This window comes from Ensifer sp. PDNC004 (assembly GCF_016919405.1).
Classification (GTDB): Bacteria; Pseudomonadota; Alphaproteobacteria; order Rhizobiales; family Rhizobiaceae; genus Ensifer.
Map to the genome: position 1 here is coordinate 3,002,443 of NZ_CP070353.1, position 14,051 is coordinate 3,016,493.

Here is a 14,051-nt window from a genome sequence, read left to right on the forward strand (position 1 = left end):
ACAAGGTCATTCTCATTTCGGATCATATCCGATCGATCTGGCCATTGATTGCGTTGCTTCTGACTATGTTGATGCGAGGGCGGAATGAAGTTGAGCCGCAGACTGGTTCCCGACGTGACGACGCTGCAGGCGTTCGAATGCGCGGCGCGACACGGCAGCTTCACGCAGGCCGCCGCCGAGCTGAACCTTACCCAGAGCGCCGTCAGCCGCCAGATCAAGGATCTCGAAAACCAGCTCGGCGTGCTCCTGTTCGAGCGCGTGCGCCAGCGGGTGATCCTGTCCGATGCCGGCCAGAAGTTTCTGCCGGAGGTGCGCCGTCTGCTCAACCAGACCGAGGAGCTGATGGTGCGGGCGATGGCGTCTGCCCGGGCGGATTCGACGCTCTCGATCGCGTCGTTGCCGACCTTCGGCAGCCGCTGGCTGGTGCCGCGGCTTCCCGATTTCCTCAAACGTTATCCGGACACGGTGATCAACATCGCCTCGCGCTCGGCGCCGTTCGATTTCGAAGAGCAGAATTTCGATCTCGCCATTCATTATGGCCAGCCGGTCTGGGCACGCGCCACCTGCAGCTATCTCTGCAGCGAGATCATCGTGCCGGCCGCAAGCCCTGCCCTGCTCGCCGACCATCCGATCGCAACCCCGGAAGATCTGGTCGCCGGTCCGCTCCTGCATCTGGCCACCCGGCCCAAACTCTGGGCGCAATGGTTCGAGGCCAACGACATGGACGGGCGAGGGGCCTATCGCGGCAACCGCTTTGACCAGTTCTCCATGGTGATCGAGGCGGCGACCGCCGGCCTCGGTTTTGCGCTTCTGCCGCGCTATCTGATCGAGCAGGAGATTGCCGCCGGCACGCTGCGGATCGTGCTCGACCGGCCGATGCAGACGGAAAACAGCTATTATCTCGCGGTGCCCGAGGGCAAGCTCGAAAACCCGATCAGCCTGGCGTTTCGCGAGTGGATTACCGAGCAGGTGGGCTGACCGATCGACGTTTTGTCGAAAATTCGTGGGAACCTTCCTCGCCCCCATCACGTTTCGCCTCGTCTGCCACCCGCATGAAGCTTGAAAGAGGGCGTTTGAGAGAGCTGTATCCTAGTGCCATTGGGGGCGCGTCCAGCGGCCTGTTCCGGCCTGTTTCGTCTGTGCGCAAATCGACCAATCTTGTATGAGCAATCCTTGCAAGCTGTTGGCACCACGGCTAAAAAATGCCATTTTCATGCATCACGCGGCCTTGAAAACCAATGCGCCGCCGGCTTTGCGATCTCCGATGCCCAGTCGTGGGCGGTGCCTGTTACCGCCAGGTCCCGGTTTCCCGGGAAATGACGGTGGATGGGAGGACACATGACCGTGTCTAGCAACGCGCCGGCTCAGCCTGATTTCTCAGGTCCGCAGCCAACCCGGCACCCCGACGAGGGCCGGGCCGATCAACCCCGGTTGGATTCAGAACCCGTACCCATGCAGCTCCAAACTACGCCGCCCACCTCTCCGCGCGAACCGGAAGCGAAGCAGATCGATTACAACGATTCGATCCGCGCCACCTTCTTCTCGATGGAGGACCTCCGCCAATGCGGCGAGGATCTCGCGGCCAAGGGTGTCTCCTCGCTGCCGGGTTTCTTCCCGTTCGAGTTCCGTCCGCGGCATCGCGAGAACGAGAACGAGATCCTGCGCGTCTACCGGGCGACGGCCGCGGACGTCGAAGCCGGCGCAACGATCACGCCGGCTGCCGAATGGCTGCTCGACAACCATCACGTCGTCGAAGAGGCGATACAAGAAGTGCGACGCGATTTCCCGCGCCGGTTCTATCGCCAGCTCCCGACGCTTTCGGTTTCGGGCACGGTGATCCCGCGCACCATGGCGCTCGCCTGGCTCTATGCTGCCCATACCCACAGCACGGTGACGCGTGAAAGCATCACGGCGATGGTCGAGGGCTTCCAGAAGCACGAGACTTTCAAGATCGGCGAACTCTGGGCCTTGCCTTCGATCCTGCGCTTCGTGCTGATCGAGAACCTGCGCCGGATTGCCATCCGGGTCGAACGCTCGCGCGGCATGCGGCGCAAGGCCAACGATGTCGCCGACCAGATCATTCGTCTCAGCGATCCGGAAAAGTCGCGCACGCTGCTTGCGGAATCGGAGGCATTGGCGGCCGACAACACCTTCGTCGCGCAGCTGCTCTACCGCATGCGCGATGGGTCGCAGACCTCGGGCGCCGTCATCGGCTGGATCGAGGAACAGCTTGAAAAACGCGGCAGCGACGTCGAAAGCGCGCTGGTCGCCGAGCAGAACCGCCTGTCGTCCGGCAACGCGACGATGAGCAACATCATCCGCAGCCTGCGTGAGATCGACGACACCGACTGGGCCGTCTGGTTCGAAAGCGTCAGCAAGATCGACGCGGCACTGCGTGAAGGTTCCGACTACGCGGCGCTCGATTTCGGCTCGCGCAACAAGTACCGCGACACGATCGAAAAGCTGGCGCGCCGCTCGGGGCACAGCGAATTCGAAGTGACGCAGATCGCCATCCAGATGGTGCGCGAGGCGGAAGTCGCGGCGGAGACGGAAGCGCCGCTGCAACAGCCGAATGTCGGATCGTTCCTCGTCGGCAAGCAGCGCAAGCTGCTGGAAAAGAAGATCAGCTACCGGCCGTCGGTGCTGCAGAGCATCATTCGCCTCAGCCGCAAGCTCGACTGGTTTGCGATCGCCGGGCCAAACATCCTTCTGACCATCCTGGCGATGATCGCCGTCTATTCCTTCGTCAGCCCGATGGAGATCCCGAACGGCGCGAAGCTGATCATGCTGCTGCTCTTCGCGCTGCCGGCTTCGGAAGGTGCGATGGGCCTGTTCAACACGCTGGTGACGCTGTTCGTCAAACCGTCGCGGCTGGTCGGCTACGAGTTCCTCGAGGGGATCCCTCAGGACGCCCGCACGCTCGTTGCGGTGCCGTGCCTGATTTCCAAGCGCGATCACGTCGACGAACTGGTGCGCAATCTCGAGGTCCATTACCTCGCCAACCCGCGCGGAGAGATCTACTTTGCGCTGGTCAGCGACTGGGCCGACAGCAAAGACGAGGAATCGAGCGCCGACGCCGACGTGCTCGACTATGCCAAGCGCGAGATCGCCCAGCTTTCGGCGCGTTATGCCTATGACGGCAAGACCCGCTTCTACCTGCTGCATCGCCGCCGCCTGTATAACGAGCAGGAAGGCGTGTGGATGGGCTGGGAGCGCAAGCGCGGCAAGCTGCACGAGCTGAACATGCTCCTGCGCGGTGACCGCGATACCTCGTTCCTGCAGGGCGCCAACACGGTGCCGGACAACGTGCAATACGTCATGACGCTCGATTCCGACACGCGCCTGATGCGCGACGCGGTGACGAAGCTCGTCGGCAAGATGTATCATCCGATCAACCGTCCGGTGGTCGATCCGAAGACCCAGGACGTGATCGCCGGCTACAGCCTGTTGCAGCCGCGCGTGACGCCGTCGCTGACGACCGGCAGCGAAGCCTCCGCCTTCCAGCGCATCTTCTCTTCCAACCGCGGCATCGACCCCTATGTCTTCACCGTGTCCGACGTCTACCAGGACATCGCCGGCGAAGGCAGCTTCACCGGCAAGGGCCTCTACCATGTCGACGCCTTCGAGGCGGCACTGAAGGGACGCATCCAGGAAAACGCCGTTCTCAGCCACGACCTGCTCGAAGGGTCCTATGTGCGCTGTGCGCTCGTCACCGACGTCGAGCTCGTCGAGGACTTCCCGACCCGCTACGAGGTCGAGATGTCGCGCCAGCATCGCTGGGCGCGGGGCGACTGGCAGCTCCTGCCCTACATCTTCAATTTCTCGAACGGGCTGTCGATGCTCGGTCGCTGGAAGATGTACGACAACCTGCGTCGCTCGCTGATCCCGCTCGCCTGGCTCGTCGCCTCGGTCATGGGCTGGTACTACATGGAGCCGACCGAAGCGCTGATCTGGCAGATCGTGCTGATCTTCAGCCTGTTCGTGGCCCCCACCCTGTCGCTGATCAACGGCCTCCTGCCGCGTCGCAACGACATCGTCGCCCGCGCGCACCTGCATGCGGTCCTGACCGAAGTCCGCGCCGCCAACGCGCAAGTTGCTCTTCGCATCGTCTTCATCGCCCACAATGCGGCGATGATGGGCGACGCCATCGTGCGTTCGCTCTACCGCACCTTCGTCAGCGGCAAGCTGATGCTCGAATGGCGCACGGCGGCGCAGGTGCAAAGCGCCGGCCACGGCACCATTGGCGACTATTACCGCGCCATGTGGATCGCGCCGGCGCTGTCGGCGATCTCGCTGGCCCTTGCGGCGATTTCCGACACCGGCCTGCCGTTCATCGGCATTCCCTTCGCGCTGCTCTGGGCGCTGTCGCCCGCCGTTGCCTGGTTCGTCAGCCAGTCGGCTGAAACAGAAGACCAGCTCGTCGTTTCCGACGAGGCGATCGACGAGATGCGCCTGATCGCGCGCCGCACCTGGCGCTACTTCGAGACCTTCGTCACTGCCGAGCAGCACTTCCTGCCGCCGGACAACTTCCAGGAAACGCCGCAGCCGGTTCTCGCCGAGCGGACGTCGCCGACCAATATCGGCGTCTATCTGCTCTCCGTCATGTCGGCGCGCGATTTCGGCTGGATCGGCTTCGAGGAGACGATCAACCGCCTGGAGCAGACGATCGCCACCATCGACCGGATGCCGAAATATCGCGGCCACCTGTTCAACTGGTACCGGACGAACACGCTCGAAACCATGGAACCGCGCTACATTTCGTCGGTCGACAGCGGCAATCTTGCCGGTCATCTGATCGCCGTGTCGTCAATGTGTCGCGACTGGGCGGAAGCGCCGTCGGCGCATGTCCAGGGCAGCCTTATCGGCATCGGCGACGTCGCTGCGATCCTTCAGGAAGTGCTGCGCGACCTGCCCGACGACCGCAAGACGGTGCGTCCGTTGCGCCGCCTGATCGAGGAGCGCATCGTCGGCTTCCAGAATGCGCTCGCCGCGATCATGCGCGAACATGAGTTCGCCTCGATCCGTGTGATCAACCTGGCCGTTCTGGCGCGCGACATGCACAAGCTCACGGTCAATCTCGACCACGAGGTGCGCACACCGCAAAGCAGCGAAGTGACGAAGTGGGCCAACTCGCTCGTCACCACCTGCGAAGCGCATATCGCCGATGGCGTCTTCGACCTCGGCGCAATCGAATCGCTGCGCCAGCGCCTGCTGGTGCTGAAGGATCGGGCGCGCGACATCGCCTTCTCGATGGATTTCGGCTTCCTCTTCCGTCCGGAGCGGCGCCTGCTGTCGATCGGCTTCCGCGTCAACGCCAACGAGCTCGACGAGGCTTGCTACGACCTTCTGGCGTCGGAGGCGCGTCTCACCAGCCTGTTTGCCATCGCCAAGGGCGATCTGCCGACCGAGCACTGGTACAAGCTCGGCCGACCGATCGTGCCGATCGGCGCGCGCGGCGCGCTGATCTCCTGGTCCGGCTCGATGTTCGAATATCTGATGCCGCCGCTGGTCATGCAGGAGCGTCAGGGCGGTATCCTCAACCAGACCAACAATCTGGTCGTGAAGGAGCAGATCAATCACGGCCGTCGCCTCGGCACCCCGTGGGGCATCTCGGAAGCGGCGTTTAACGCGCGCGACCACGAACTGACCTACCAGTACACCAACTTCGGTGTGCCGACGCTCGGCCTCAAGCGTGGTCTCGGCCAGAACGCGGTCATCGCGCCGTACGCCTCGATCCTCGCCTGCATGTACGATCCGAAGTCGGCGCTCGCCAACCTCGGGCGTCTTCGCGAGGTCGGCGCGCTCGGCGCCTACGGCTACCACGACGCCGTCGACTTCACGCCGACGCGCGTGCCCGAGGGGCAGAAGTGCGCGGTCGTTCGCAACTACTATGCGCACCACCATGGCATGTCGATCGCGGCTGTCGCCAACGTCGTCTTCAATGGCCGCCTGCGCGAGTGGTTCCACGCCGATCCGGTGATCGAGGCTGCCGAACTGCTGCTGCAGGAAAAGGCGCCGCGCGACATTCCGATCATGAATGCCAAGCGCGAGCCGGAATCGGTCGGCAAGGGCCAGGACGATCTCCTGCGCCCTGAGGTCCGCATCATCGAGAACCCGCTTTCGCAGGACCGCGAGACCGTGTTTCTCTCCAACGGCCACTACTCGGTGATGCTGACGGCCAACGGTGCGGGTTATGCGCGCTGGAACGGCCAGTCCGTCACCCGCTGGAAACCGGATCCGGTCGAGGACCGTACCGGCACCTTCATCTTCCTGCGCGATACGACGACCGGCGATTGGTGGTCGGCGACCGCGGAGCCGCGGCGTGCCGTCGGTGAGAAGATGCTGACCCGCTTCGGCGACGACAAGGCGGAATTCGTCAAGACCGTCGGCGACCTCACCAGCGAGGTCGAGTGCATCGTCGCCACGGAGCACGATGCCGAAGGCCGTCGTGTCATGCTGCTCAACACCGGCACCCAGGACCGCTTCATCGAAGTGACCTCCTATGCCGAGCCGGTGCTTTCGACCGACGAGGCCGACAGCGCCCACCCGGCGTTTTCGAAGATGTTCCTGCGCACGGAAATCAGCCGCCGCGGCGACGTCATTCGTGTCAGCCGCAACAAGCGCAGCTCCAGCGATCCGGACATGGAAGTGGCGCATCTCGTCACCGACAATGCCGGCAGCGACCGCCATACGGAAGCCGAGACCGACCGTCGCCGCTTCATCGGCCCGGGCCGCACGCTTGCCGAAGCCGCCGCCTTCGATACGGATGCGGCGCTTTCGGGCACGGACGGCTTCACGCTCGATCCGATCATGTCGCTGCGCCGGGTCGTGCGCGTACCCGCCGGCAAGAAGGTCAGCGTCGTCTTCTGGACGATCGCTGCCCCAAGCCGCGAGGAGGTCGATCGCGCGATCGATCGCTACCGCCATCCCGAGACCTTCAACCAGGAGCTCATCCACGCCTGGACCCGCAGCCAGGTGCAGATGCGCCATGTCGGCGTGACCTCGCAGGAAGCGGCAAGCTTCCAGATGCTCGGCCGCTATCTCGTCTATCCGGACATGCATCTGCGTGCCGATTCGGCGACGGTTCAGGCCGGCCTCGATTCCCAGTCGAAGCTCTGGCCGCTGGCGATTTCGGGCGACTACCCGATCTTCTGCCTGCGCATCAACGACGACGGCGATCTCGGCATCGCTCGCGAGGCGTTGCGCGCCCAGGAATACCTGCGCGCCCGCGGCATCACCGCCGATCTCGTCATCATCAACGAGCGCGCCTCGTCCTATGCCCAGGACATGCAGCACGCGCTCGATTCCATGTGCGAGAACCTGAGGCTTCGCGGCCTCTCGGACGGTCCGCGCCAGCACATCTTCTCGGTGCGCCGCGACCTGATGGAAGCCGAGACGTGGTCGACGCTGCTGTCGGCCTCGCGCGCCGTCTTCCATGCCCGCAACGGCACGATCTCCGACCAGATCGCCCGCGCCAACTCGCTCTATTCGCCGGCGCCGGTAAAGGGTGCCGAAAAGAGCAGCGAGTTCGTCGGTCCGCTCCTGGCGGCGCCGCAGGAAGCGGCAGATGTCGCACCGGCGGAGATCAAGGGCGACGATCTCTCCTTCTGGAACGGTTTCGGCGGCTTTGCCGAAGGCGGACGTGAATACGTCGTGCGCCTGCGCGGCGGCGAAGCGACGCCGCAGCCCTGGATCAATGTCATCTCCAACGAGCAGTTCGGCTTCCATGTTTCGGCCGAAGGCGCTGCCTTCTCCTGGAGCCGCAATTCGCGCGACTACCAGCTGACGCCTTGGACCAACGACACCGTCATCAACCGTCCGGGCGAAGCGATCTTCATCCGCGATATGGCGAGCGGCTCGGTGTCGACGCCCTATGCGGCGCTGTCGCGTCGTCGTTCGGTCGTCTTCGAGACGGTTCACGGGCTCGGCTACTCGCGCTTCCGCAGCAGCCAGGACGACCTCGACATCGAGGCGACCCACACGGTGCACCGCAGCCTGCCGGTCAAGCTCGTTCGTCTTACCATCCGCAACCGTGCGGCGACGGCGCGGCAGTTGAGGCTTTACGGCTATGCCGAATGGGTACTTGGCAACAACCGCGCGCGCTCGGCGCCGTTCATTCTCTCGAAGTGGGACGAAGAGACGTCGGCACTGGTGGCGACCAACCCCTACAGCATCGACTTCGGCGGGCGTTCCGCCTTCTTCACCGTCGATGGTGGCGAGGCGGCCGGCTACACCTCCAGCCGACGGGAGTTCCTCGGTTCGCTCGGGGGCATCCTCGTGCCGCAGGCCGTGCTTTCGGGGGCGGATCTCTCGGGCTCCGTCGATGTCGACGGCGATCCTTGCGCGGTCGTCGCCACCGATCTGACGATCGAGCCCGGTGCCGAGCGGCAGGTCACCTTCATTCTCGGCGATGCCGACAATGAAGAGCAGCTTCGCGCCGTTGTCGGCGAGCTGCGCCAAACCGCTTTCGATACCGTGCTCGATGCAGCAAAGTCGTTCTGGCGCGACTTCACCGACATCGTGAAGGTGGAAACGCCGGATCCGGCTTTCGATGCCATGATCAACAACTGGCTGCCCTATCAGAGCCTCGGGTGCCGCATCATGGCGCGCTCGGCCTTCTACCAGGCGAGCGGAGCCTTCGGCTTCCGCGACCAGTTGCAGGACACGCTGGCGTTCCTGATCCATCGGCCGGAGCTTGCCCGGGCGCAGATCCTCAACGCCGCGGCGCGCCAGTTCGTCGAAGGCGACGTACAGCACTGGTGGCTGCCGGGAACCGGCGCGGGCGTGCGCACGATGATCTCCGACGACGTCGTCTGGCTCGCCCATGCCGTCACCCACTATTGCACGGTGACCGGCACCTCCGACATCCTGGCGGAACGGATCGCCTTCATCACCGGCCCGGCGCTGGAAGAAGGGCAGCACGATGCCTTCTACAAGCCGGAGATCTCCGAAGAGATTGGCGACGTTTACGAGCATTGCGCCCGTGCCCTCGATCTTGCGATCAAGCGGACCGGCGAAAACGGCCTGCCGCTGTTCCTTGGCGGCGATTGGAACGACGGCATGAACCGGGTCGGCCAGGCCGGCAAGGGCACAAGCACCTGGCTCGGCTGGTTCCTCGCAGGCACGCTACGCGGCTTCCTGCCCTATGCGCGCGAGCGCAAGGACGAGGCCCGCATCACCCGTTGGGAAGCCCATCTCGAAGCGCTCAAGACGGCGCTCAACGCGGCGGGCTGGGACGGCGACTACTATCGCCGTGGCTACTACGACGACGGCACCCCGCTCGGCACCAGCGAAGCGCTCGAATGCCGGATCGATTCCATCGGCCAGTCCTGGAGCGTGCTCTCGGGCGAAGGCGACGAGCAGCGGTCGCTGAAGGCGATGGATGCGGTCATGGCCGAACTCGTCGATCCGGACCAGCACATCGTGCGGCTGTTCACGCCGCCGCTCGAGCGCACGGCGCAGGATCCGGGCTACATCAAGGCCTATCCGCCCGGCGTGCGCGAGAACGGTGGGCAGTATACCCATGCGGCCACCTGGGTGGCGCTCGCCTTTGCCGAACAGGGCAGGGCGGAAGAAGCCTGGCGCGTGTTCAACATGCTGAATCCGGTTTCCCATGCGGAAAGCCGCGAAGCGGCGGAACACTACCGCGTCGAGCCCTATGTGGTTGCCGCCGATATTTACGGCGAAGGCGACCTTGCGGGACGCGGCGGCTGGACCTGGTACACCGGTTCGGCCGGCTGGCTCTACCGCGTCGGTGTCGAAGGCATCCTCGGGATCCGCAGGCAGGGTGACAGACTGGTTATCCGGCCGGTGCTGCCGGCGGCCTGGAATGGCTACTCGGCCGAAGTGACGCTCAATGGCGCGCGGCACAAGATTTCGGTTGAGCGCGACAAGAAAAGTGGCGAGCCGATCGTCAGCGTCAACAATAGTGTCACAAAAAACGCGCATGAAGGCATTTTGCTGTAACGGCCGGCATTGAAGACAGGATGAAACCGGCTTTGTTCCCGCAAGGGCAAGGCCGGTTTTTTCTTTGCGGAGATGCGGGGCGGCACGACCTCGACGGCCGGGCGTCGTGCTCTAAATCTCCTGAGCGGGGTGTGGGCGGGAAACCGCAAGCACATTGACATCCCGCTCTCCTTAATGGTGCCGGGCATCGCGCGAAAAGCGGGACGTCGGTGCCCGTTTCAACAGGGATGGGGCAGGGGCGCCAAATCCTGGATAACGGACCGCATGCTGCAAAAGACTTTTCAGGGTGGCGTCGAGCCGATGTCCGCCCGATTGGTTCCGAAGGAGCGCGACACACGCCTTGATGTCTTCAGGGCGCTGTGTCTTCTGACGATCTTCGTCAATCACGTTCCCGGACAATATCTCGAATACCTGACGCACAAGAACTTCGGCTTTTCCGATTCAGCCGAAGCCTTCGTCCTGATCTCCGGCCTCTCGGTCGGGATCGCCTATGGCGGCAAGTTCGTCTCCGGCGCACGGCTGGCCATGACGCTGAAAATATGGCGCCGGGCCCTGGCGCTCTACGTCGCCCACATCATGACCAGCATCGTGACGCTGGCGATCTTTGCCGGCGGCGCACTCTATTTCGGGCGGCAGGACCTGATCGGCGAGATCAATATCCGCCCGATGGTGGAGCAGACGGAGCAGGGCATCGTCGCCATGGTGCTCCTGGGCCATCAGCTCGGCTACAACAACATCCTGTCGATGTATGCGGCGCTGTTTCTGATGCTGCCGGGCATCCTCTGGCTGAATGGAGTCAGCAAGAAACTTCTGCTGGTGCTCTCGGCCGCGTTGTGGCTCGCCGCGGGCATCTTCAAGTTCGTGCCGTCGAACTTCCTCGACGAGGGCTACTGGTTTCTCAATCCCTGGTCCTGGCAGTTCCTGTTCGTCATCGGCGTCGTCATGATGACCTACGTGCGCAACGGCGGATGGCTGCCGCGTTGGCCCTGGCTGATCGCGCTTTCCGGGCTCTATCTCGCGGTTTCCGCCGTCTGGGTCCTCTTCTCGTTCTGGAGCATCGATTTTTCCTTCGGTCTTCCGGCCGTTCTGACGGGCTTCGACAAGACCTTTCTGTCCACGCCGCGACTGCTGCATGTGCTGGCGCTCGGCTACCTCATCGCGGTGACGCCGCGGATCAGCAACCTTGCCAAACTCGACAGCGATCATCCGCTGGCGGTGGTCGGCCGGCATTCCCTGCCGATCTTCATTTTTGGCACGATCCTGGCGATGTCCGGCCAGGTGCTGCTGTTCGTGACGGGGAAAAACCCTGTTATCGGCAGCCTCTTCGTCGTCGCCGGCATCGGGCTGCACTTCGTCTATGCCTATTATCTCGAATGGCTGCGCGGCATCGCCATGGCTAAGCCGCTAAGGGCGATGTGAGAAACACCACCCGTCACAGGGCTTCAGTGTCAGGTTCGAGAACCTAGGGCCAGGCGGCAGGCGAGGGCGGTGAACACGCCGGCGAGAAGGTATTTCGGCAGTTTCGGGAAACGCCGGAACCCGGAGAGCCTTGCCCGCAGATGGCTGCCGACGAGGATGACCGAACCGTTCACGAGCAGGCCGATCCCGTTCAAAACCGTCGCAAGCAGCAGCATTTGCAGGACCATCGACCCGCCGTCTGGGTCGACGAATTGTGGAAACAGGGCCAGCACGAAGAGCGCCATCTTCGGATTGAGCAGGTTCGTCATCAGCCCCTCGCCGAAAACCCGGCGGGCCGAAAGCCGCTTGAGGGTTGCAATCGGGGAGGCGCCGAATGGATCCGAGCGGATGGTTTTCCAGGCGAGATAAAGCAGATAGGCGCAGCCGGCCCAGCGGACGATCTCATAGGCGATCGGAACGGTGACTACGAGCTGCGACAGACCGAGTGCGGCGGCGAGCGCGTGGCAATAGGTGCCGAGCGCGATGCCAGCATAGGTAAGAAACCCGACGGCACGTCCCTGGCTGAGGCTGCGAGAGGCAATCAGCATCATGTCAGGACCGGGTGTGGCGGTGAGCACGAGGCTTGCTGCGGCGAAAACTGCGATCGTGGAAATGTCCGGCATTGGTGGTTCCCTTGGAATTGAAGCCGGAATTCCGGAATACCAGCATTCCTCAGAATGGCAAGTCCGCTCTATGCAAGTGACGCCGAAACGAAAAAACCACCCGCAGTTGGCTGCGGGTGGCTTGAAGCTTGTTCGCTTGGCTTGAAGCGCGTGTCCTAGGCTGCCGTGTGGCTCATGCGGACATCGTCGTCCGTCAGGATGCCGCTGGCACGGAGCAGGGCGGCAAAGCGGCCGTTGCTCTGGCTGAGCTCGTTGAAGCCGCCCATCTCGACGATCCGGCCCTGATCCATGAAGATGACCAGGTCCGCCTCGCGCACCGTCGACAGGCGGTGGGCGATGATGAAGGTGGTGCGGTTCTTGCGCAGCGCGTCGATCGCATCCTTCACGCGGTTTTCGGTTTCGACGTCGAGCGCGCTGGTCGCCTCGTCGAGCACCAGGATCGGCGCGTTCTTCAGGATGGCGCGGGCGATGGCCACGCGCTGGCGTTCCCCGCCCGACAGGCGGTTGCCGCGCTCGCCGACCACCGTGTCGTAACCGGTCGTGCGGCCCTCGATGAAGTCGCAGGCGGCAGCCGCTTCGGCGGCAGCCATGATTTCCTCGATCGTCGCATCGTCACGGCCGAGGCGGATGTTGTCCGAGATCGAGCGGTTCATCAGCCCCGCATCCTGGAAGACAGTGGCGATCGAACGGCGCAGCGACTTGCGCGTCACCTTCGAGATGTCGTTGCCGTCGATCAGGATCTGACCGTCACGCGGATCGTGGACGCGCTGCAACAGGTTGACGAGCGTGGTCTTGCCGGCGCCGGTCGGGCCGACGATGGCGATCGTCTGGCCGGCCTTGGCCGTGAACGAGACGTTGTGCACGCCCTGGTTCGTGTTCGCAAAGTCGAAGGAGACGTTGCGGAACTCGACCTCGCCGACAACCGCCGGCAGTTCGGTCGCACCGGCCGGCTCGTCGCGTTCGCGCACGGCATCTTCGAGGGTGAAGAAGTCCTCAAGCTTGGCACGGGCCTCGAAGATCTGCGTGACGAAGGCCTTCATCTGGTCGAGACGGCCGATCAGCAGGTTGGCAAAGCCGATGAAGGCGATGACTTCGCCGACGCCGAGTTCGCCGCGCTGCACCAGCACGGTACCGATGACGAGGATCGCCATCATCGAGATGGTCGAGGCGACGCGGTTCAGCCCGCTTGCCAGCGCCCACCAGTCGAGAACCGGGAACTGGGCCGAGATCAGCCGTTCGGTGAACTTCTTCAGCTCGCGGGTTTCTGCCTCGATGCGGTTGTAGCTGTGCACGACCGAAACGTTGCTGATCGCATCGGAAACGTGGGAAAAAACCGTGTGGTAGTGGTTCTCGACCGAAGCCTGGCCTTCCTTGGTGCGGCTCATCACCACCTTGCTGATCACCACATAGAGCGCGCCGAGAACGACGAGCACGAGCGACAGGCGCACGTCCATGGCAAAGGCGGTCGGAACGAGCAGAATGAGGGCGACGGCGGTCGCCAGGTGCTGGCGCATGAATTCGAGCCAGAGACCGAAGAGGGTTTCGCAGGCGCGAAGCAGCGTGTGCAGCGCGTTGGATGTGCCGCGCTGGCTATGCCAGGCGAGCGGCATGGAAACGATGCGGCCGAAGGCTTCCGTCAAAAGCGTGGCGCGGCGGCCATGGGCCAGCCGGTCGGCCTCGCGGGCGACGAGCACGAAGGCGACGGTGTTGAAGACGCCGAGACCTGCCCACATGAGCAGCATCGGCGTGACTTCGCCCTTCGACGAGATGGCGTCGATGATGCGTCCGAACAGGATCGGTTCGGCAATGGTGATGGCTGCCAGAACGACGTTGGCGAGAACGATCGCTGAGACGCGAAACTTGTGAACCGCAAGATACTGAAGCGCTCTTGCATACACCTGGAACAATGACACTGTCTCACCCCTTCCGGGTACCGGATTTGACGCGCCGCAGACCTTCTGCGGCGGATGCACCCGCGTCCTCGAGGTTCCCTTTGGCGAAGAT

At 63.7% G+C, this 14,051-nt stretch carries 5 protein-coding genes; 3 read left to right on the forward strand and 2 right to left on the reverse strand.

All coding sequences use genetic code 11. The annotated features are described in order from the left end of the window. Nucleotides 1–84 precede the first annotated feature (84 nt). From JVX98_RS22820 to JVX98_RS22830, 3 genes are all read left to right on the forward strand, one after another. A complete protein-coding gene (locus tag JVX98_RS22820; RefSeq protein ID WP_205237496.1) occupies nt 85–978 on the forward strand; it encodes a LysR family transcriptional regulator in 894 nt (297 codons plus the stop codon). Nucleotides 979–1,338: 360 nt separating this feature from the next. Next, entirely contained in the window at nt 1,339–9,966 is an 8,628-nt protein-coding gene (gene ndvB, locus JVX98_RS22825) for a cyclic beta-(1,2)-glucan synthase (protein WP_205237497.1), read from the forward strand. 264 nt (nt 9,967–10,230) lie between these two features. After that, entirely contained in the window at nt 10,231–11,385 is a 1,155-nt protein-coding gene (locus tag JVX98_RS22830) for an OpgC family protein (protein ID WP_205237498.1), read from the forward strand. 29 nt (nt 11,386–11,414) lie between these two features. Here the strand turns inward: JVX98_RS22830 and JVX98_RS22835 are convergent, their stop codons facing one another. Both JVX98_RS22835 and JVX98_RS22840 read right to left on the reverse strand, forming a co-directional pair. Then, nucleotides 11,415–12,047 (reverse strand): LysE family translocator, encoded by a 633-nt coding sequence (locus JVX98_RS22835; RefSeq protein ID WP_205237499.1) that lies wholly within the window; start codon nt 12,045–12,047, stop codon nt 11,415–11,417. 155 nt (nt 12,048–12,202) lie between these two features. Continuing rightward, nucleotides 12,203–13,960: a glucan ABC transporter ATP-binding protein/ permease gene (locus JVX98_RS22840; protein WP_043625790.1), complete on the reverse strand. Its 1,758-nt coding sequence runs from the start codon at nt 13,958–13,960 to the stop codon at nt 12,203–12,205. Nucleotides 13,961–14,051 lie beyond the last annotated feature (91 nt).

Coding starts and splice junctions, on each gene's coding strand:
- JVX98_RS22820 (WP_205237496.1), top strand. CDS start 85: ATGAAGTTGAGCCGCAGACTGGTTCCCGACGTGACGACGCTGCAGGCG.
- ndvB (WP_205237497.1), top strand. CDS start 1,339: ATGACCGTGTCTAGCAACGCGCCGGCTCAGCCTGATTTCTCAGGTCCG.
- JVX98_RS22830 (WP_205237498.1), top strand. CDS start 10,231: ATGCTGCAAAAGACTTTTCAGGGTGGCGTCGAGCCGATGTCCGCCCGA.
- JVX98_RS22835 (WP_205237499.1), bottom strand. CDS start 12,047: ATGCCGGACATTTCCACGATCGCAGTTTTCGCCGCAGCAAGCCTCGTG.